This window comes from Deinococcus sp. KSM4-11 (assembly GCF_004801415.1).
In the GTDB taxonomy this organism is placed as follows: Bacteria; Deinococcota; Deinococci; order Deinococcales; family Deinococcaceae; genus Deinococcus.
This window is the reverse complement of the sequence record NZ_SSNX01000001.1, coordinates 249,785-269,151: the sequence shown is the minus strand read 5'-3', so window position 1 is coordinate 269,151 and position 19,367 is coordinate 249,785. Positions and strand designations below refer to the sequence as shown.

17 protein-coding genes are annotated in these 19,367 nt (G+C 67.6%); 6 read left to right on the top strand and 11 right to left on the bottom strand.

The annotated features are described in order from the left end of the window. Positions 1-23: 23 nt before the first annotated feature. Genes E7T09_RS01365 through E7T09_RS01350 form a run of 4 tightly spaced genes read left to right on the top strand, consistent with a single transcriptional unit; the run spans position 24 to position 1,937 of the window. Positions 24-584, top strand: coding sequence for an O-methyltransferase (locus E7T09_RS01365; RefSeq protein ID WP_136387349.1), 561 nt, complete (start codon positions 24-26; stop codon positions 582-584). Further along, on the top strand, positions 581-874 hold the full coding sequence (locus E7T09_RS01360) for an antibiotic biosynthesis monooxygenase (RefSeq protein WP_136387348.1): 294 nt from the start codon (positions 581-583) through the stop codon (positions 872-874). The genes E7T09_RS01365 and E7T09_RS01360 overlap by 4 nt, the downstream gene beginning before the upstream one ends. Continuing rightward, positions 871-1,227: a low molecular weight protein tyrosine phosphatase family protein gene (locus E7T09_RS01355; RefSeq protein ID WP_136387347.1), complete on the top strand. Its 357-nt coding sequence runs from the start codon at positions 871-873 to the stop codon at positions 1,225-1,227. The genes E7T09_RS01360 and E7T09_RS01355 overlap by 4 nt, the downstream gene beginning before the upstream one ends. Continuing rightward, entirely contained in the window at positions 1,224-1,937 is a 714-nt protein-coding gene (locus tag E7T09_RS01350; RefSeq protein WP_136387346.1) for an aspartate/glutamate racemase family protein, read from the top strand. The genes E7T09_RS01355 and E7T09_RS01350 overlap by 4 nt, the downstream gene beginning before the upstream one ends. Positions 1,938-1,967: 30 nt before the next feature. Here E7T09_RS01350 and E7T09_RS01345 read toward each other — a convergent pair whose 3' ends face one another. The 9 genes from E7T09_RS01345 to E7T09_RS01305 all read right to left on the bottom strand — a co-directional run bounded on the left by E7T09_RS01345 (position 1,968) and on the right by E7T09_RS01305 (position 14,393). Further along, the gene (locus tag E7T09_RS01345; RefSeq protein ID WP_136387345.1) at positions 1,968-3,137 is read right to left on the bottom strand and encodes a Gfo/Idh/MocA family protein; all 1,170 of its coding nucleotides are present in this window, start codon (positions 3,135-3,137) and stop codon (positions 1,968-1,970) included. Next, the gene (locus E7T09_RS01340; RefSeq protein ID WP_136387344.1) at positions 3,137-4,141 is read right to left on the bottom strand and encodes a sugar phosphate isomerase/epimerase; all 1,005 of its coding nucleotides are present in this window, start codon (positions 4,139-4,141) and stop codon (positions 3,137-3,139) included. The genes E7T09_RS01345 and E7T09_RS01340 overlap by 1 nt, the downstream gene beginning before the upstream one ends. Positions 4,142-4,230: 89 nt before the next feature. Further along, positions 4,231-5,343, bottom strand: coding sequence for a Gfo/Idh/MocA family protein (locus tag E7T09_RS01335; RefSeq protein ID WP_136387343.1), 1,113 nt, complete (start codon positions 5,341-5,343; stop codon positions 4,231-4,233). Next, on the bottom strand, positions 5,334-6,134 hold the full coding sequence (locus E7T09_RS01330) for a sugar phosphate isomerase/epimerase (RefSeq protein ID WP_136387342.1): 801 nt from the start codon (positions 6,132-6,134) through the stop codon (positions 5,334-5,336). The genes E7T09_RS01335 and E7T09_RS01330 overlap by 10 nt, the downstream gene beginning before the upstream one ends. Next, positions 6,131-8,623, bottom strand: a complete 2,493-nt coding sequence (locus E7T09_RS01325; RefSeq protein ID WP_136387341.1) for a glycoside hydrolase family 3 C-terminal domain-containing protein — start codon at positions 8,621-8,623, stop codon at positions 6,131-6,133. The genes E7T09_RS01330 and E7T09_RS01325 overlap by 4 nt, the downstream gene beginning before the upstream one ends. A gap of 120 nt (positions 8,624-8,743) precedes the next feature. Then, entirely contained in the window at positions 8,744-9,775 is a 1,032-nt protein-coding gene (locus tag E7T09_RS01320; protein WP_136387340.1) for an ABC transporter ATP-binding protein, read from the bottom strand. Further along, positions 9,762-11,666, bottom strand: coding sequence for a dipeptide/oligopeptide/nickel ABC transporter permease/ATP-binding protein (locus E7T09_RS01315; RefSeq protein ID WP_136387339.1), 1,905 nt, complete (start codon positions 11,664-11,666; stop codon positions 9,762-9,764). Before E7T09_RS01315 ends, E7T09_RS01320 begins: the two co-directional genes overlap by 14 nt. Further along, positions 11,663-12,649, bottom strand: coding sequence for an ABC transporter permease (locus tag E7T09_RS01310; RefSeq protein WP_136387338.1), 987 nt, complete (start codon positions 12,647-12,649; stop codon positions 11,663-11,665). Before E7T09_RS01310 ends, E7T09_RS01315 begins: the two co-directional genes overlap by 4 nt. 124 nt (positions 12,650-12,773) lie before the next feature. After that, the gene (locus E7T09_RS01305) at positions 12,774-14,393 is read right to left on the bottom strand and encodes an ABC transporter substrate-binding protein (RefSeq protein WP_136387337.1); all 1,620 of its coding nucleotides are present in this window, start codon (positions 14,391-14,393) and stop codon (positions 12,774-12,776) included. Positions 14,394-14,579: 186 nt separating this feature from the next. On the opposite strand from E7T09_RS01305, the gene E7T09_RS01300 reads away from it, so the two are divergent. Beyond that, complete coding sequence (locus E7T09_RS01300; protein WP_136387336.1) at positions 14,580-15,677, top strand: LacI family DNA-binding transcriptional regulator; 1,098 nt, start codon at positions 14,580-14,582, stop codon at positions 15,675-15,677. A 22-nt stretch (positions 15,678-15,699) separates the two neighbouring features. Beyond that, positions 15,700-16,227 carry a VOC family protein gene (locus E7T09_RS01295; RefSeq protein ID WP_136387335.1) on the top strand — a complete coding sequence of 176 codons (528 nt, stop codon included), beginning with the start codon at positions 15,700-15,702 and terminating at the stop codon, positions 16,225-16,227. Positions 16,228-16,247: 20 nt separating this feature from the next. On the opposite strand, the gene E7T09_RS01290 is transcribed toward E7T09_RS01295, so the two are convergent. After that, on the bottom strand, positions 16,248-17,945 hold the full coding sequence (locus tag E7T09_RS01290) for a VanW family protein (protein WP_136387334.1): 1,698 nt from the start codon (positions 17,943-17,945) through the stop codon (positions 16,248-16,250). 129 nt (positions 17,946-18,074) lie between these two features. Then, a complete protein-coding gene (locus tag E7T09_RS01285; protein WP_136387333.1) occupies positions 18,075-19,334 on the bottom strand; it encodes an aspartate aminotransferase family protein in 1,260 nt (419 codons plus the stop codon). Between the last annotated feature and the right edge of the window lie 33 nt (positions 19,335-19,367).

Genomic DNA, 19,367 nt, shown 5'->3' with positions numbered 1-19,367 from the left:
GCCCTGAACGCAGGAGATGGACGATGATCGACACCGCCCCTTTTCGTCAGATGGCCGTCCAGCTCGGGTTCGACGCCAGTTGCGATGCGGTCACCGGCTCGCTGCTCCGCACGCTGGCCGCCAGCAAGCCACGCGGCCGGATTCTGGAGCTCGGCACTGGCCTGGGCTTCGGTACCGCGCACCTGCTGGCCGGGATGGACACGGAGGCCACGCTGGAAACGGTGGAACTGGACGTGACGCTCAGCGCCGCCGCTCAATCCGCGGTGGCTCAGGACGCCCGCGTAACCTTCACCGTGCAGGACGGCACGGCCTGGATTCATGCCCACCACGGGCAGAAGTTCGATCTGATCTTCGCGGACACGTGGCCCGGCAAGTTCTGGCTGTTGGACGAAGCACTTGCCCTCCTCGGGCCGGGTGGCATCTATGTCATTGACGATCTGGTCCCCCAGCCAAATTGGCCAGATGGACATCAGGAGACGGTCGACGCGCTCCGGGCCAACCTGAACACTCGACCTGACCTCCACTGCGCTGCACTCGACTGCGCTACTGGACTGATGATCTGCGTCCGTAAGGACGTTCCTTGATTCTCGAACTCGCCATGCTCCAGATCCGAGCCGGACAGACGGCCGACTTCGAGGCCGCGTTCGCTCAGGCTCAGGGCATCATTGCGGGCATGAAGGGCTATATTCGGCACGAGCTTCAGCGGTGTGTGGAGGATGACCACAAGTACGTGCTGCTGGTGTGGTGGCAGACGCTGGAAGATCACACGGTCGGCTTCCGGGGCAGTGCGGGGTATCAGGAGTGGAGGACATTGCTGCACCACTTCTATGATCCGTTTCCGACCGTGGAGCACTTCACGCAGGTGTTGCCTTGACCCGGCCTCTGCGGGTGGTGTTCGTCTGCGCGCAGAACAAACTCCGCAGTCCTACAGCCGAGGCGGTCTTTCGGAGCGTGGATGGCTGGGAGGTCACGTCGGCGGGGACGAACCGGGACGCGGAAACGCCGGTCAGCCGTGACCTGCTGGACTGGGCGGACGTGGCCATGTGCATGGAGAAACGGCACCGGGACATCCTGCGCCAGCGATTCCGGGGAGCCTTGCCGGACGACCGGATCCTGACGCTTGGCATTCCCGATGACTACGAATTCATGGAGGCGGCACTGGTGGAGCTGCTGGAACGTCTGGTGCCCTGGCGGCTGGAATCCATGAAGCCGAGGAGGAATCTGTGAAGCTGCTGGGCATCCTCGGAGGCATGAGCTGGACGAGCACGGCCGAGTACTACCGCCTGCTGAACGAGGAGGTGGCGGCCCAGCAGGGCGGCCTGCATTCGGCGCGGCTGCTGCTGCACTCGGTGGATTTCGAGGAGGTGGCGATCCTGCAACGGACGGGCGAGTGGGACGCCGCCGGCGCCCTGCTGGCCGATGCCGCACGCGGGCTGGAGCGGGTCGGGGCACAGGGCCTGATCATCGCCACGAACACCATGCACCGCGTGGCCGACACCATTCAGACGGCGGTCGACATTCCGCTGCTGCACATCGCGGACGCCACCGGCGAGCGCATCCGTGCGGCGGGCCTGACCCGCGTGGGCCTGCTGGCGACCGCCTTCACGATGGAGCAGGCCTTCTACACGGGGCGACTGGAGGAGAACTACGGACTGGGCGTCATGGTGCCGGAGGCCGACGAGCGGGCCGAAACCCACCGGATCATTTTCGACGAGCTGTGTAAAAACGACGTCCGCCCGGCGTCGCGCGCGACCTACCGCCGGATCATGGCCGGGCTGGTGCAGCGTGGCGCACAGGCCATCATCCTCGGCTGCACGGAGATCATGCTGCTGGTCGGCCAGGACGACGTGACGGTGCCGGTCTTCGATACCACGCGCATTCATGTCGAGGCCGCCGTCCAGTGGATGCTCGAAGAAGAATCGACCCCGCCGGCGTGAGGCCGCGGGGTCGAGGGACTTTCCTGCAGGTCAGCCCGGCGCACTCCACCGCGCGTCCGTCCACTTCTGGTCGCTGTGGGCGCTCTCCACAGTCTTCTCGATGAAGTGCACGCCGCGTGCGCCGTCTTCCAGACTGGGGTAGATGGCGACCAGCGGATCGGGGTCGCGGCCCTCCTGCTTCGCGCGGATGGCTTCGGCGGCGCCGGTGTAGACGTTGGCGAAGGCTTCCAGGAAGGCCTCGGGGTGGCCGCTGGGAATGCGTGTGGCGGCCTGCGCGGCGGGACTCAGGTAGCCCTGGCCGCGCGTCAGCACCTGCCGGGGGCCGTCCAGCGGCGTGTACTCCATGCGGTTGGGGTTCTCCTGGCTCCAGCTCAGGCCGCCCTGCGTGCCGTACACGCGCAGGCGCAGGTCATTCTCCTCGCCGACCTCGACCTGAGAGCACAGCAGCACCCCACGTGCCCCGCCCTGAAAACGCAGGAGAACGCTGCCATCGTCATCGAGACGGCGGCCGGGAACGAAGGTGGTCAGGTCGGCGCAGATGGACTCCAGTTCCAGGCCGGTGACCGTGGCCGCCAGGTTCTCGGCGTGCGAGCCGATGTCGCCGACCGCGCCCGCCATGCCGCTGCGGGCCGGATCGGTGCGCCAGTCGGCCTGCTTGCTGTCCTGCGCTTCGAGGTTCGTGGCCAGCCAGCCCTGGTGGTACTCGACGACCACCTTGCGGATCTCGCCCAGCGTCCCGGCGCGGATCATGTCGCGGGCGTGGCGGATCAGGGGATAGCCCGTGTAGTTGTAGGTCACCGCGAAGACCACGCCGCTCTCCTTCACGACGTTCAGCAGGTCGGTGGCCTGTTCACTCGTATGTACCAGCGGCTTGTCGCAGATGACGTGAATCCCGGCCGCGGCGAAGGCCCGCGCCACCGGGTAGTGCATGTGGTTGGGCGTGACGATGCTCACCGCGTCGATCCGGTCGCCCTGCGGCCGGGCGAGTTCGCCCTCCAGCATGGCTTCCCAGCTCGGGTAACTCCGGTCTTCCGGCAGGCCCAGGTCACGGCCGGACGCCAGCGCCTTCTCAGGCGTGCTGGACAGCGCGCCCGCGACGAGTTCGTACTGGCCGTCCAGCCGGGCCGCCGTGCGGTGAACGCCGCCGATGAACGCGCCCTGTCCGCCGCCGACCATGCCGAGTTTCAGGGGCCGCGGCATTACTTGTCCTTCGCGAACGCGGCGTCGAAGGCCACGTTTGAACCGGGGAAATCGAGCTTGCGGACATAGGCAGCGCTCTCGGTCGCGCCGTGGACACGATCCATCCGCGAGTCCTCCCACTCGATGCTCAGCGGCCCGCTGTAACCGATGTCGTTCAGGGCAACGATCACATCCTCGAAGCGGATGTCGCCGCGCCCGACAGATCGGAAGTCCCAGTAGCGCCGGGCATCCCCGAAGTCGGTGTGGCCGCCGAACACGCCCACCTCACCGCTGCCGTGGCCCCACCACACGTCCTTCATGTGCACGTGGAAGATCCGGTCGGCGAAGGTGCGGATAAAGCGCACGTAATCCACGTGCTGGTACCCGAGGTGGCTGGGGTCGTAATTGAAGCCGAAGCGCTTGTGCCCGTTCACAGCGTCTAGGGCACGCTGCGACGTGGCAAGGTCGAAGGCGATCTCGGTCGGGTGAACCTCCAGCGCGAAGTTGATGTCGTCCGCGTCGAAGGCATCGAGGATGGGCGTCCAGCGGCGGGCGAAGTCCTCGAAGCCCGCGTTCCAGTACGCCTGATCGGTGGGCGGGAAGGCATACAGGCTGTGCCACACGCTGGAGCCGGTGAAGCCGTTGACGGTCTTCACGCCAAATTTCGCGGCGGCGTGGCCGGTGTCGATGATCTCCTGTGCGGCGCGCTGGCGCACCCCCTCAGGGTCACCATCGCCCCACACGTGCGCGGGCACGATGGATTGGTGCCGGGCGTCGATGGGATCGCACACGGCCTGCCCCACGAGGTGGTTGCTGATCGCGAGGCACTCCAGACCGTGCGAGTCGAGCAGTTCACGCTTCTGCTTCACGTAGTCGTCGTCTTTCAGGGCGGCCTGCACGTCGAAGTGGTCGCCCCAGCAGGCGAGTTCCAGGCCGTCGTAGCCCATCTTCTTTGCCAGGGGCGCGAGTTCGGTTAACGGCAGGTCGGCCCACTGGCCGGTGAACAGGGTAACGGGACGGGGCATGTGTACCTCCTGGGGGCTCGGGGATGGGGTCGGGCTTCAGGATAAACCGGGGAGCAAAACCCCCCGGTCGAGTCAAGCCTGCGGCAGCTTCAGACGGACTGGGGCGCCGTGTACCACACGGGCTGGACGTCCAGTCCGGCGGGCCGCTCCACATGTGTGCGGGGCGTCAGGGTCCGTTCGGCCTCGGCGGATTCGAGGATGGTGTGCATGACGTCCAGCACGTGAAAGGCGAGGTCACCGCTGGCCCGGTGCGCGCCACCCGTCGCCTGGGCGTTGAGCATGTCCGCCAGGCCGATGCCGCGCGAGTTCTCGGCGAAGGGCCGCGTGAGGGGGATCTCCGTCCATTCCTTCTCGCCGTTCATGCGGATCTTGAGGGGGCCGCCGAAGGTGTTCGGGTCGGGCACGCTGAGGGTGCCGGTCGTACCGTGGATCTCGATGCGCGGCACCTCGCTGCCGGGCACGTCGAAGGAGGTGATCAGCGTGGCGACGGCGCCGCCGTCCAGCGTGAGGTTCGCGGCGACATGCGTGGGCGTGTTCACGGTGATGAACTCGCCGGCGCGCGGCTGGCTGGTGATGGGCCGCTGCTCGAAGGCCTTGGTGGCCGTGGCGCTGACCTTCTGCACGCCGCCGAGCAGCGTCACCAGCGCGGTCAGGTAGTACGGCCCCATGTCAAACAGTGGGCCGGCGCCGGGCTGGTAGAAGAAGTCCGGGTTGGGATGCCAGGATTCCGGACCGCTGCCCATGAAGAACGCGGTGGCAGAGACGGGCCGCCCGATGCGTCCGGCGTCGATGACCTCACGGGCCGTCTGGATACCCGCGCCGAGCACGGTGTCCGGCGCGCAGCCGACCCGCAGGCCCTTGGCCTTGGCCAGATCCATGATGGCCTGCCCGTCCTCGCGCTCCACAGCCAGGGGTTTTTCGGAGTACACGTGCTTCCCGGCGTTCAGGGCGGCCAGAGACACGGCAGCGTGCGCGCCGGGCGGCGTGAGGTTCACGACCGCCACGATCTCCGGGTCGGCCAGCAACTCGTCGAGCGTCATGGCCTGGATGCCGTACTCGGCGGCCACGCTGGCGGCGCGGGCGGCGTCCATATCCGAAACCGCTTTCACCCTGAAGAGGTTCAGGTCTCGGGCGATCTTGAGATAGGCGGCGCTGATGTTCCCGGTTCCGATAATGCCGATCACTTGCGGGGTTACTGCCATGTGGAGAGGCCCTCCTGAATGAGTTTCTGGGCGCTCTGGCCCACTTCGGCGAAGACGTCACCGGCCGTGCGATCCATCTCCAGCACGTGCCAGCGGACGGACGGAGCGGCGGCGACGGCGGCAGCGTAATCGACCTGGCCGGTGCCCAGGGGCGTCTGGTCGGCCTCGGGCGTGGCGGGGCCGTCCTTGAGGTGCAGGGCCTTCACGCGGTCTCCCAGGCGCCGGATCAGGGCCGGCATGTCCTGCCCGCCGGTGTGGGCCCAGTACGTGTCGATTTCCAGGAACACGGCCGGATCCAGGCGCGCGAGCAGCAGGTCGTAGGCGTACTGCCCGCCGAACTGCTCCCACTCCCACCAGTGGTTGTGGTACCCGAGGCTCAGGCCACGCGACTGGGCGTGGCGGGACGCCTCGTTCAGCGCGTCTGCGAAGCGCTCCGTGCCATCCTGGGTGTCCATCACATTGCGCTCGAAGCCCGGCACCTCGCCCGGCCAGGAAATCACCGGCAGCGTGGTGCCCAGGGCCTGGATCGCGTCGAGGACGGCGTCGGCGTTCTCACCCATCGGGGCGGCCGTGTGCGCGGTGGGGGCCTGGATGCCGTTGGCGTCCAGCAGCGCCCGGAGCTTCTGCGCGCCCGCGACCTTGTCGGCATTGCTCAGGCCGTGGTTGCCGATGCCGAAGGGTTCGATGTACTTGAAGCCCAGCCCGGCGATGCGGGCGATGGTGCCCTCCGCATCGGCGGCGTAGGCGTCACGGAAAGTGTAGAGCTGAACAGAGAGGGTTCCTGGGGTCATGACGTGGGTTCCTTCCAGTCGGTGCTGAGCGAGAGGCGGAGGGTGTGGGGCAGGTCGGCGCTGCTCTGCCCGATCAAGACGTCGAAGTCGCCGGCCTCCGCGATCCAGGCGTGCGCGGCGTCGTCATAGTAGGCGAGGTCGCGCATGCCCAGAGGCAGGGTGACGGTTTCGATCTGGCCGGGCGCGAGCTGAACCTTGGCGTAGGCCTTGAGTTCCTTCGCGGGGCGGTCGAGCCGGCTGACCCGGTCATGCACGTACAGCTGCACGACCGTACTGCCGGCGCGGGAACCGGTGTTCTTCACCTGCACGCTGGCGGTCACGCTCTCCCCCGCTCCGATGGTCGCGGCGCTGAGCCGAGGATTCGACACGTCGAAGGTCGTGTAGCTCAGCCCGAAGCCGAAGGGGAACAGCGGAGCGAGGCCCGACTGATCCACGTGACGGTACCCGGTGTACAGGCCCTCCAGGTACTCCACGCGTCCGCCTTCGCCCGGATACTGCACGTCCGGGTTCAGAGGGTGCGTGGGGTCGTCCTTGAGGCTCATGGGGAAGGTCTGGGGCAGGCGGCCGCCGGGTTCCGCGCGTCCATACAGCACGTCCGCGATGGCGTGCCCGGCTTCCTGACCGGGGAACCACGCCTGGAGCACGGCGGGTACGCCGCCCAGCCACGGCATGGTGACCGGTCCGCCCGTCTGGAGCAGCACGATGGTGTTGGGATTGGCCGCCAGCACGGCCTCCACCAGCTCGTTCTGGCGACCCGGCAGATCCAGGCCCCAGCGGTCGACGCCCTCGGTCTCCCAGTCGCCGTTGGTGCCGATGCACACCACGGCGTAGTCGGCCTGCGCGGCCAGAGCGGCGGCCTGGGACACGCTGTCCGCGTCCGGCTCTGCCCGGAAGCCCACGCGCACGGCGTTGAAGCCCGCGAACAGCACGCCCTCGCCCGCCGGCTTGGTGGCGTACTCAACTCTGAGCTGGTGGGCACCGGCACTCAGGGTGCGGCGCCCGCGCACCTCGTCCGAGCCGAAGCCGAAGTAGGTCTCGCCCTGCGTCCACGCCGTCCAGTTGTCCACCACCTCCTGGCCGTCCACCGTCAGGCGGCTCAGGCCCGCGCTGGCCAGGCTGAACTCGTATTCGGCGTCCTGTGGGGCCTGCACGGTCAGCGTGAGCGTGCCGTGGAACTCCATGGGGTTCACGCCCTCGGGGTACGAGAACCACATGACCTCCGCCTGTCCCTTCTCCTCGCGGGCAATCACGTCCCCGCCGTCCTGCGCGCGGTACTCGATCTGCACCGGCACCTGCGGTACCGGCAGGAACTTGTCGTTGTCACAGCCGACGGCGGTGGAGATTGACCCGGCCCCCTGGGCCTCGCGCAGGCCGTCCAGCGGGGAGACCTGGCGGTGCGCGTTCATCTGGGCGCTGCCGCCGCCCATGACCTGGGCCTTCGCCGCGTTCGGCCCGACCACCGCGATCGTCTTGCCCGCCGGGAGCGGCAGGATGCCGGTGTTTTTCAGCAGCACCATGCCCTCGGCCCCGGCGCGGCGGATCAGGGCGCGGGTGTCCGGGTACTCGGTGTCCTTCTCGGCCTCGTCGCGCACGTCGCGGGGGGTTGCGAAGGTGCCGGTGCGTTCGATCAGCCTGAGCACCTCGCGGGCGCGTTCCTTCACGGCGGCAGCGGTGGCCGGGTCATGCTGCGCTTCCTCCAGCAGGCCGGAGCGGGCGCGGGCGGGGCCGGGCATCTCCAAGTCGAGCCCGGCGCGGACGCTGGGGCCGGCGCTGTGGGTGCCGCCCCAGTCGCTCATGACCAGGCCGTCGAAGCCCCATTCTCCGCGCAGCACCGTCTGGAGCAGCCAGGGGTGCTCGGAGCAGAAGGTGCCGTCCAGCTTGTTGTACGCGGTCATGATCGCCCAGGGCCGGGCCGCTTTGACCACCATCTCGAAGGGCCGCAGGTACAGTTCCCGCATGGCCCGCGCGGGGATGTTGCTGGAGATCGAATTGCGCTGGTACTCGCTCTCGTTCCCAGCGTAATGCTTGGGCGTGGCGGCCACGCCATTGTCCTGGAGGCCATGCACGTAGGCGGTGGCGAGCGTGCCGGTCAGGATGGGGTCTTCGGCGTAGTTCTCGAAGTTGCGGCCGTTCAGACTGCTGCGGAACACGTTGATGGTCGGGGCGAGCAGCACGCCCGCGCCCTTGTCCAGCGCCTCTCTGGCCAGAGACGCGCCGACCTCGCGCACCAGCGCCGGGTTCCACGTGCTGCCCAGGGCGATTCCCACCGGATACGCGGCGGTCTTCATGCCGCCGACCAGGGGGCCGCCGCCGCGCACGCCGGCCGGGCCGTCGCTGACCTTCAGCGGCGGAATGTTCAGGCGCGGGATGGGCACAGTGCGCCAGAAGTCCGCGCCGGCCAGCAGGGACACCTGTTCGTCCAGTGTGAGCTGGTCGAGCAGCGCGTCGAGATCGACGGCCGGGGCGGGGGTGTTCGGGGTGTCGGTCATGCGGAGTACCTCGGGACAGGGTGCAGGGTCGATCGCTGCAGACTGAATCGGTTCAGATCCGTCGGGATGATACACGTCTCCGGTTCACCCCGCCGGACGGATGGCCAGATCAGTGTCAGCTCAGTTCAGCGCAAGGTCCGGGCGTAGTGGCGGCGAGGCGGCCAGCGCCGGATCGTGCAGGATGCAGCGCGCGTGGTGTCCGGGGCCGACCTCGTACATCTTCGGCAGGCCGTCACGGCACGCCGCGCGGGCGTGCGGGCAACGTGGCTCGAAGGGACAGCCGGGCGGCAGGTTCTTGAGATCCGGAATCTCGCCGCGCGCGTCGAGCGGCCCCGCCGCGAGGTTGCCCGATGGTTTCGGGGCCGCACTCTTCAGGAGCTGCGTGTACGGCATCTGCGGGGAACCGATCACGTCCGCCGCCGGGCCGATCTCCACGAGGTAACCGGCGTACATCACGGCGACCCGATCACTCATGTAGCGCGCCCCGGCCAGGTCGTGGGTGATGAACAGCATGCTCAACCCCTCCTGCTCCGTCAGGTCGATCAGCAGGTTCATGATGTCCAAGCGGATCGACACGTCCAGGGCACTGGTGGGCTCATCGGCCAGGATCAGGGTGGGATTGGCGGCCAGGGCGCGGGCGACGACCACGCGCTGACGCTGCCCACCCGACAGCTCGTGGGGCTTTTTCGCCGCGTAGTCCGCGCCGGGCGACAGGCCAACCCGATCGAGCAGGGCGTTAATCCGCACCGGCAGGTCGCGGCCGCGCGCCATGCCATGGATCTGGAGCGGCCGCCCCACGATGTACCCGATGGTGTGCAGCGGGTTCAGGCTCGCGAAGGGATCCTGGAAGATCATCTGCACGTTGCGCCGGAAGGTGCGCAGGGTCTGGCCGCGCAGGTGCAGCGGGATCTCCTTGCCGTCCATGCGCATGCTGCCGGCGGTCGGGTCGTGCAGGCGGCAGATCAGCCGGGCGATGGTGCTCTTGCCGGAGCCGGACTCGCCCACCAGGCCGAGCACCTCGCCCCGCGCGATGGTCAGCGACACGTCGCTCACGGCCGGCACTTTCGTGCCGCTGCGGCCCACCGTGAACACCTTGCTCAGGTTCTCCAGCTCCAGGGCCAGGGGCGCGCTTCCAGCTTCAATCGGCGGCATGGGCCACGTCTCCTTCCTTGATCAGCGGCGAGTGCAGGAAGCACGCCACGCGGTGCCCCGGCAGGATCTCCACGCTGGCCGGCTTGTGCTCGTCGCAGCGGCCGGGCATGCGGCTGGGGCAGCGGTCGAAGAACGGACAGCCCCGCTGTTCCAGAGTCAGTGGGGGCGGCCGCCCCGGAATGCCCTCACGGCGCTCGTTCGGGCCCTCCAGTTCCGGGAAGGCGTTCATCAGCCGGGCCGTGTACGGGTGCTTGGGATCGGCGTACAGCGCCTTGGCCGGCGCCTCCTCGATGATCTCGCCCGCGTACATGATGGCGATGCGGTCGCTCATCTCGACCAGCAGCGAGAGGTCGTGCGTGATGAAGATGATGCTGATGCCCAGCCGCCGCCGCACCGCGTCGATCTCCTGAAGGATCTGGCGCTGCACCACCACGTCGAGCGCCGTGGTCGGCTCGTCCATCACGACGAGCTTGGGCTCCAGCGCCAGCGCGATGGCGATGATCACGCGCTGCTTCATGCCGCCCGAAAGCTGGTGCGGGTAGGCGTCCAGGTAGCCCTCGCGGATGCCCACCAGCCGGAACAGTTCGCGGGCGCGGGCGTCCAGCGCCGCCGGATCCGTGATGCCGTGTGCCTGCATGGCGTCGTACACCTGCTCACGGATCTTGATGACCGGGTTGAGGATGTTCATGCTGGCCTGGAAGACCATCGAGTAGTCCTTCCAGCGCACCTTGCGCAGCTCCTCGTTGGAGAGTTCCAGCAGGTCTGTTCCAGCCAGCCGGGCCTCGCCCCCGAAGACCGCGCCGGGCGCGTCGAGCAGGCGGGTCGCGGCGAAGGCGAGGGTCGATTTGCCACACCCCGATTCGCCGGCCAGCCCGACGAATTCGCCCGGGGCCACGTCCAGGCTCACGTCCCGCACCGCACGCACGTTGCCGCGCGGAGTCACGTACCCGGCGTCCAGGTGGGCGATGCTCATCAGTGGAGCCACCCCGCCAGGAGCCACGGAGGGGGCCGCGCCCGACTTCCGGCCGCGCCGCAGCACGCGGGTGGCCCGGATCGAGTGCACGATCTTGGGATTGGTGACCTCGTCGATGCCGAAGTTCAGCAGCGCGAAGGCCGTGCCCAGGAGCGCGATCAGCAGGCCCGGCGCGGCGATCCACCACCACGCGCCCTGGAGCAGCGCACCGCGCGCCTGCGCCCAGTACAGCATGGTGCCCCAGGTGACGCTGCTCACGTCGCCGAAGCCCAGGAACGACAGGCCCGCTTCCGAGAGCACCGCGTACAGGGCGGTGGAGAAGAAGTTCGCGGCAATCAGGCCCGCCATGTTCGGCAGCATCTCCGCAAAGATGATGCGGCCGGGACGTTCGCCCGACACGATGGCCGCCTGGACGAAGTCACGGTTGCGGATGGCCAGCGCCTGTGAGCGCAGCACCCGCGCTCCCCACGCCCAGCCGGTGAAGGCGATCACGAAGATGATCGACCACACCCCCGCGCCCCGCACGAAGGCGCTCACGATGATCAGGAGCGGCAGCCCAGGCAGCACCAGGAACACGTTGGTGATGACGTTCAGGACGTCCTCCACCCGGCCGCCGAAGTAGGCCCCCGCCACGCCGATGGTGGTGCCGATCATGGTGGCGATCAGGCCCGCCATCAGGCCGATCAGCAGGGTCTTTCTCGCACCGTACAGGATCTGCGCCCACACGTCCTGCCCGAGCGCGGTGGTGCCGAGCAGGTGCTCGCGGCCCGGCGCGATCCACGTGCTGAAGTCCTGCGACGTGGGCGAGTAGGGCGTCAGGAGGGGGGCGAACAGCGCCATCAGGAACATCACCAGCAGGATTCCGGCCCCCGCGGCGGCCCGCGGCGACCGCCGCAGGATCGTCCACACGCCGTTCATCCGGCCTTCCCGTCACGCACGCGGGGATCGATGTAGACGTAGAGCATGTCCACGATGAAGTTGGCGATCAGCACAGCCAACGCGATGAACAGGAAGAGCGCCTGCATCAGGGGGTAGTCCAGCGTCTGCACGGCGTTGTTCAACTGCAAGCCCAGGCCGGGGTACGAGAACACGACCTCAGTCAGGATGGAGCCGCCGATGACGAAGCCGATGGCCATCCCGAAGGCCGTGAAGCTGGGCAGCAGGGCGTTGCGCAGCACGTAGCGGTTCAGCAGCCGCCGCTCCGAGAGGCCCTTGGCGCGCGCGAAGGCGATGTAGTCCTCGCCCATGACACTCATGACGTTGTTGCGCATGGTGATCAGCCAGCCGCCCGCCGAGGTGATCAGGATGGTCAGCGCTGGCAGGATGGCATGCCGCAGCATGCTGCTCCACCACTCGGGCGTGAAGGTCTTCATGAATGGATCGAGGGCGTTGCCCAGCGGAAAGATGCTGTTCTTGAAGGCCAGCAGGTACAACAGCACCAGCCCGAACCACATGTACGGCATGGAGTTCAGGAACAGCGCAATGGGCGGCATGGCGTCGGCCAGCGGCTTGCCGCGGCGCCACGCGCTGTACAAGCCCAGTGAGCTGCCCAGCAGGAACGACAGGATGGTGGTCACGCCGACCAGCCCGATCGTCCAGGGCGCGGCCATCTTCACGATGTCGAGAACCGGCGTGGGGAACTGGCTGATCGAGCGCCCGAAGTCACCATGGATCAGGTTGCCCAGGTACTTCACGTACTGGCTGAACACGCTGCCCTGGTCGTTCAGGCCATAGGCGATCTTGAGCGCGTCCACGGCCGACGGGTCGAGTTTGCCCTGGTACTTGGCGAGCATGGCCCCGACCGGGTCGCCCGGCACGAGGCGCGGCAGGATGAAGTTGAGGGTGGCGGCCACCCACAGGGTGAACACCAGGAAGCCCAGTTTTCGCAGGATGTACGCCATTAGAAACCTCTTGCTGAGGGTCTAAAGTCGAAGGCCTAACCGCACAAAGATTGTCAGAGACACGCTTTTGCGGTTAGACCGTTTGACCGTGAGACCGCCGCTGCGCGCGAGCTGCGCAGCCGCCTTACTTGGGCTTGACGTTCAGGTACATCAGGCGCGCGCCGATAGAATCATCGGGGTTGCCGTAGTTATACGGGTTTTCCGCGCTGGGGAAGCCCGTGAACTTGCTGGTGTTGAAGTCGGCGAACTCGCTGCGGTCGGTCAACGGCAAGAAGGGCATGTCCTGCATGACGATCTTCGCGATGTCCCCGATGGCCTTTTTCTGCACGGCCATGTCGCTGCTGCTGCGGTAGGTTTCGAGCGCTTTGGTGATGACCGGGTTGGTGTAGTGCGCCAGGTTCGAGGGCGCGGTCTTGCCGACCGGCGCGCTGAAGTCCGGGTCGAAGCTCTTGTAGTACAGCAGGTAGGGCGTCGGGCCGTTGCCCCAGCCCCAGCTGATGCCCATGTCGTAGGTGGCCGATTGCAGGCCGCCGGAGTAGCTGCTCCACTGCTGCTGATCCACGCTGGTGGCGATGCCGACCTTTTTCAGGTTCTCGCTGATGGTCGTCGCCATGGTGATGTAGTCAGTCCAGCCGGCCCCCACCAGGATCTTGAAGGTGGGCAGGGCCTTGCCGTCCTTGCCCAGGCGGGTGCCATTGCCGTCCTTCTTGTAACCGGCGTCCGTGAGGGCCTTATCGGCGGCGGCGGGGTCGAACTTCATCGAGCTGAGGCCGGCCGGCAGCCAGGACTTGAGCTGCGCGGGAATGATGCCGCTGCTGTGCGAGCCCTTGGCCACACCCGAGTAGGCCTTGAGGGCCACGTCAGCGGTGTTGACCGCCTGCGAGAGGCCCCGGCGGAAGGCCGCGTCGTTGAAGGGGGCCTTGGTGGTGTTGAAGTACAGGTAGTTGCCGTTGTCGACCGGCCAGTAGAACGCATTGTTTGCGCCCTTCTTCTGGAAGCCGCCGACGGGATCGGACAGGCCGATGTAGCCGAAGTCCGCCTCGCCCTTCATCAGTTTCAGCTGCGCGGCGTCGTTGCTGTTGGTGGCGACCCACACGACCGCGTCGATGTACGGCTTATCCTTCATCCAGTAGTTGGGATTCTTCACGACGCGCACGGCCTGCTGGCTGTACTGGTCGAAGACGAAGGGCCCGGTACCCACGGGCTTGGCGTTCTGTTCGGTGATGGGGGCCGTAATCTTGCTCCAGATGTGCTCGGGCACGATCAGCTGGCCGGCAAGATCCGTGAAGATCGGCGTGTTGGTCTTGTTGAAGGTCAGCACCAGCGTGGTGTCGTTGGTTGCCTTGGCCGAAGCCAGTCCGTTCTTCCACAGCGCAGAGAGGTCAAGCGCCGGGTACTGCTTGATGTAGTTGAAGGTGAAGGCGGCGTCCTTGGCGGTGAAGGGCGTGCCATCCGTCCACTTCGCGCCAGAACGGGTGGTGATGGTCAGGGTGCGGTTGTCCTTGCTCCAGGCATACTTGGTGCCCAGCACCTCGGTCACCTTCCCGTCGAGCATGTTCACGAAGAACAGCGACTCGTAAATGGTGGAGGCGGTGGCCCCCAGGCGCTGATCGTTCGGCGCGAAGGGGTTCATGTTCTGTGCCCCCCACTGCGTGGGCCGTACCACGGTGAAGGTCTTCTGCGCATAGGCGGTGCTGAGCAGCAGGGTCGAGACCAGGGCGGTGAGCGTCAGGGCTTTCTTCATGGTGACCTCCGGAACAGCGCCATCGCTATAGCGCTAAAAACCGTGATGGAAGACGAAAAACGACGTGCTGGAGCGGATCTGAGGACGCAAGTCCAGTTGACGGATTGTAAGTGCAGGGGTAGTGTAACGCTATAAACTCCAGAAAGTAAAGGGGCGTTCACCCATGACCGTTGTCACAGGCTGCTCATGACCCAGGCGCACAGACCCATCACCATCGCGGACGTCGCCCATCAGGCACGGGTCTCGGCCATGACCGTCTCGAACGTCATCAACAACAAACCCAACGTCCGCCCGCAGACCCGCCAGCGCGTACTGGACGCCATCGAGGAGACCGGCTACCGTGTCAACCCGATGGCCCGCGCGCTGGCCGGCGGGCGGGGCCGGATGCTCAGCGTCGTCACCCGGCAGCTGAACCTGCCGTATGTCAGCGAGGTGCTGATGGGCGCCGCTGAGGCCGCCGACACGCTCGCCTACGACTTGGTGGTGCTGATGGCCGGTCAACGGCCCTCCTCCGACCTGTCGGTGATGAGCCGACTGGCGGTGGGCGCACTCCTGATCCAGCCCGACCACCACACCCGGCTCTCGCCCGCCGAACTCCCCGAACACGTGGTCAGTGTCGACGGGCCGAGCGGGCGTCCGCTCGGCGTCGACAACTACGGAGGGGCGCGGCAGGCCATGACCCATCTGCTCGGCCTGGGCCACACGCGGATCGCCACCATCACCGGCCTGGGCGCACACCTCCCGGATCCCACGACCGGACGCCCCACCAGGGACACCGCGCGGGACGACGGTCAGGAGCGCCTGCGCGCCTACCACGACGCCATGCACGCGGCGGGCCTGCGGGTGCCGCGCGGCTACGTGCAGCAGGGGGACTACACCAAGGCCAGCGGCGAGGCCGCCACCCGGCGCCTGCTGCACCTGACACGGCCGCCTACCGCGATCTTCGCCGCCTGCGACGCCATGGCCGTCGGCGCGATCCACGTGGCGCAGGATCTGGGCCTGCGGGTGCCGGACGACCTCTCGGTGGTGGGCTTCGACGGCCTGCCCATCGCCAGCGAGAGCAACCCTCAGCTCACCACCGTACGCCAGCCCCTGCACGAGATCGGCGCGGCGGCCGTGCATCTGCTCGTGCAGCTCGCCGAAGGGGGGACGCCGCCCCAGCCCCCCCTGTTCACCACCGAACTGATCGTGCGTGGCTCCACGGCCCCACCTGGCCTTTCCCTGACCACACGCGCGCTGGCTGCACCGACCGATTCCAGGGTTCCCATGGTGCCTGGAGGCTGAACGATCCGTTCAAGGGCTTCCCTTGCCGAACCCTGCGGCCACAGCAGATCGAACCGGCGCGCTCGACCTCACGCCTGCACCCCAGCACCTCGGGAGTCTCATGATCACGGATCTCGCGCATCTCGCCTTCCTGGTACACGACCTGGACGCCAGCCTCGCCTTCTACGCCCGCCTGGGCATTCACGAGGCCTTCCGGATCCACCACGACGACGGCACGCTGATGCTCGTGTACCTGCATGTGGGTGGTGACCGCTTCATCGAGCTGTTCCCCGCCGAAGACGGTGCTCCCGCTCCGGCCCAGGACGACGCTTCACCGTCCAGCAGCTTCGGGCCGCCCACCGGGTACTTTCACCTGTGCCTGCGCAGTGATGATCTGCGGGGCGACGTCGAGGCGCTGCGGGCCGGGGGCGTGCCGATCCTGATCGAGCCGCAGGTGGGCAAGGATCACAACCTCCAGGCCTGGATCCGCGATGCCGACGGGCACCTGATCGAACTGATGCAACTGTCCGAGGACTCACCGCAGCGCCGGATCGCGCGGGGCGAGCGCTAGGTGACCATGTTCAGATCGGCTCAGCCCCTGGGGCCGATCTCGTACACGGCGCGCCAGGGTTTGTAGATCGTCTTGGTCACGTCGGTGCGTACTCCGGCGCCGTCCTTAATGGTGCGGGTGATGTACAGGTTGAAGCCGTCGGCGGCCCAGTCCACCTGATTCATGGCGCCGGGACGCAGCTTCGGGTTCACGATGTACTGCGCGGGTGGGTGGGGCGTGCGCGCCAGGATGGTCGCCGGGCTGATGTACACGCTACGCGCGGGTTTGATGCCCCAGACCTGAACCTGAAGCGTGCTGCGCGCGTTGTCGTTCACGGTCTTGATCAGGATGGGGGCGCCCGTGTCGTTCCTGAATTTCAGGTCGACGCCCGGATCGTACACGGCGGCCTCGAAGCCCACCTGCGGCTCGTAGTAGCCCACGCGGTAGGAATGCTGGTTGCGCTCCACCACGGGCAGGCCGGCCTGGTACAGCGCGCGGAAGGTGGTCGTGCTGACCTGGCAGACCCCGCCGCCCAGGCCGTCCACCGTGCGACCGCCGCTGATGATCAGACCGCTGACGAAGCCGTTCCCGGCACTGATGCCGCCCAGGGTGTTCAGGAAACTGAAGACCTCGCCGGCCGGAACGACCGCGCCATTGATCTTCGCGGCGGCGTTCGCGACGTTCGTGCGCCGCGCCACGCTGGAGTGGTAGTACGTGCTCTTGCCGACCGTGATCAGCTCCAGCTTGCCAGGATCCGGCAGCTGCGCCAGCGTCAGGGTCGGGGTGCTGGCCTTGCTGGGCAGCAGGAGCTGCGCCTTCGTGCTGTCCAGCACCGCCGCCTTGAACGCAGCGTACGCGGCGGGGCGATCCGTCACGGTACCGGCCTTCTCGGGCACCTTGACGAGCTGCGTCCCCTTGAGCGCGTAGCGGGCGTCCTGCGCGGGCAGGTCGATGTAGCCCGTCAGCTGTCCGAAGGCGACCTTCATGGCAGACTCGTCGGCCTCAATGCCGTCCGGGCGAACCCAGTACAGGTTCGCGACCTGCAGGGCACTCAGGATGCCCGTGCGGGTGGTGCCGGCCAGTTGTACCTTGAATGGCCGCACCAGCGCGTTGCCCTGGTCGACCAGGGGCTGCACCAGGGCCGCCGGGCGCTCGGCCGCCTGCACCCGCAGCGGGATGTTCAACGTCGTGCTGACGGGCGCGGCCGTGTAGGCACTCACGGCGGCGTCCACATCGGGCTGCTGCCCGGCCGTGTCGGGCTTCACGGCGTAGCGCTTGGTGGTCTTGTCGAAGATCACGCTGGCATTCCGGGGTGACACGCCCACGCCGCGCACCAGGGTGCTCAGGGTGGAATGCGCCCGGTCGGCGTTCACGGTGGTCACGAGCGGGAAGTCCTGCATCTTCGCCTGACCGACCAGGGCCTGGAGGCGCTCGATGATGCCCCGACCCGCGCTGGCCAGTTCGGCGGGTTTCAGGCTGGCCTCCGCGTCGGCGTGCCAGCCGAGCTGCTCTGCGGGCAGCGTCCACGTGCTGGTGCCGGCCGTGACGGTCACCTGCGGCGCCGCTGGGGCCTGTTGCGCGACGGCCGCCAGCGCCTGCGCCCGGGTCATTCCGCCCACATCCACGCCGCCCACGTGCAGGCCCGGCGCGAGCGTCCCGCTCGGTTGCGACGCCACACCCATCGCCAGCGCCGTACCCAGCAGCGCGACTCCCAGAGCTCCCCCAATCCAGACCTTCATCCCCTTCAGTGTAGGGAATAACGCGCGCGAATGGGTCACAGGTCATCACAGTCCGGGCGGTGTGGGGGTGCCCGACGGGTAGGGCGGCCGGTGGGTATCCCCCGCCCGGCCGCCCTACCCATCCTGCACTTACTCGGTCTGCTTGTCTTCTGCACCCTGCGCGAGTTCGGCCTGCCGCTCGGCGCGAGGATTGACGCTGCCGAGGACACGCTCGAAGGCCGCGACGACCGTGTCAATCTGCTCCCTGCTGATGGTGATGGGCGGCAGGAACCGCACGACCAGCGGCGTCGCCTGGAGGCTCAGGACGCCCTCATCGTGTTCCAGCGCGTGAATGTATGGCGCGCTCTTCTCCTTGAGCTCCACGCCGATCATCAGGCCCAGGCCGCGCACCTCGCGGATCTTGGGGCTCTGGATGGCGCGCAGTTTCTCCATGAAGTACGCGCCCTTCTCGCGGGCCTGTTCGGCCATGCCCTCGCGCTTCATGGCGCGGATCGCGGCCACGCCCGCCGCCATGGTCAGGGGGTTCCCGCCGAAGGTCGTGCCGTGCCCACCAGCGGGCATGCGGTCGGCGACCTCGGCGGTCATGGCCAGTGCGCCGACGGGCAGGCCGCCGGCCATGGCCTTGGCGAGCGTCATGGCGTCCGGGATCACGCCGGAGTGCTCGCAGGCGAAGAACTTGCCGGTGCGGCAGAAACCCGTCTGGATCTCGTCGAGGATCAGGAGCGCGCCCTTCTCCTTGGTCAGGCGGCGGGCCTCCTGCATGAACTCGATGCTGGCCGGACGCACCCCCCCCTCGCCCTGCACGGGTTCCATGATCACGGCGGCCGTCTGGTCGGTGATGGCGGCGCGCAATTCCTCGATATTCCCGTAGGTCACGAAGTCCACGTTCTTGTTGTCCACGGCGTCGCCGAAGGGCTCGCGGTACTTGGGTTCCCACGTGAAGGCCAGCGCGCCCAGCGACCGTCCGGAGAAGCCCCGCCGGAACGACACGAACCGCTTGCGGCCGGTGCCCGTGATGGCGAACTTCTTGGCCGCCTCCATCGCCTCCGTGCCGCTGTTGCACAGGAACACGCGGTCGAGGCCCTGCGGCAGCACGCCGACCAATTCGGTCAGGAACTCGGCACGTTTGTCGTTCGGCAGGGTCTGGGGCATCACGATCAGCCGGTCGGCCTGATCCTTGATGGCCTTCACCACGTCCGGGTGGCTGTGCCCGATGTTCGCCACGCCGTAGCCCGCCACGCAGTCGATGTACGAACGTCCGGTCTCGTCCCACACGGTGGCGCTCAGACCGCGTGTCATGACCACATGGTGCTTGTTGTACACGCCGCTGTCGTACTTCAGTTCGGCGTCCAGCCACTTGCTCTGGGTTGCTGCCTCTGGGGTTGTCATAGGGAAGTCCTCCTCAGGTCGTCCGTCCAGTGT

Coding starts and splice junctions, on each gene's coding strand:
- E7T09_RS01325 (WP_136387341.1), bottom strand. CDS start 8,623: ATGACCGACACCCCGAACACCCCCGCCCCGGCCGTCGATCTCGACGCG.
- E7T09_RS01335 (WP_136387343.1), bottom strand. CDS start 5,343: ATGGCAGTAACCCCGCAAGTGATCGGCATTATCGGAACCGGGAACATC.
- E7T09_RS01320 (WP_136387340.1), bottom strand. CDS start 9,775: ATGCCGCCGATTGAAGCTGGAAGCGCGCCCCTGGCCCTGGAGCTGGAG.
- E7T09_RS01345 (WP_136387345.1), bottom strand. CDS start 3,137: ATGCCGCGGCCCCTGAAACTCGGCATGGTCGGCGGCGGACAGGGCGCG.
- E7T09_RS01315 (WP_136387339.1), bottom strand. CDS start 11,666: ATGAACGGCGTGTGGACGATCCTGCGGCGGTCGCCGCGGGCCGCCGCG.
- E7T09_RS01330 (WP_136387342.1), bottom strand. CDS start 6,134: ATGACCCCAGGAACCCTCTCTGTTCAGCTCTACACTTTCCGTGACGCC.
- E7T09_RS01290 (WP_136387334.1), bottom strand. CDS start 17,945: ATGAAGGTCTGGATTGGGGGAGCTCTGGGAGTCGCGCTGCTGGGTACG.
- E7T09_RS01310 (WP_136387338.1), bottom strand. CDS start 12,649: ATGGCGTACATCCTGCGAAAACTGGGCTTCCTGGTGTTCACCCTGTGG.
- E7T09_RS01305 (WP_136387337.1), bottom strand. CDS start 14,393: ATGAAGAAAGCCCTGACGCTCACCGCCCTGGTCTCGACCCTGCTGCTC.
- E7T09_RS01285 (WP_136387333.1), bottom strand. CDS start 19,334: ATGACAACCCCAGAGGCAGCAACCCAGAGCAAGTGGCTGGACGCCGAA.
- E7T09_RS01300 (WP_136387336.1), top strand. CDS start 14,580: ATGACCCAGGCGCACAGACCCATCACCATCGCGGACGTCGCCCATCAG.
- E7T09_RS01365 (WP_136387349.1), top strand. CDS start 24: ATGATCGACACCGCCCCTTTTCGTCAGATGGCCGTCCAGCTCGGGTTC.
- E7T09_RS01340 (WP_136387344.1), bottom strand. CDS start 4,141: ATGCCCCGTCCCGTTACCCTGTTCACCGGCCAGTGGGCCGACCTGCCG.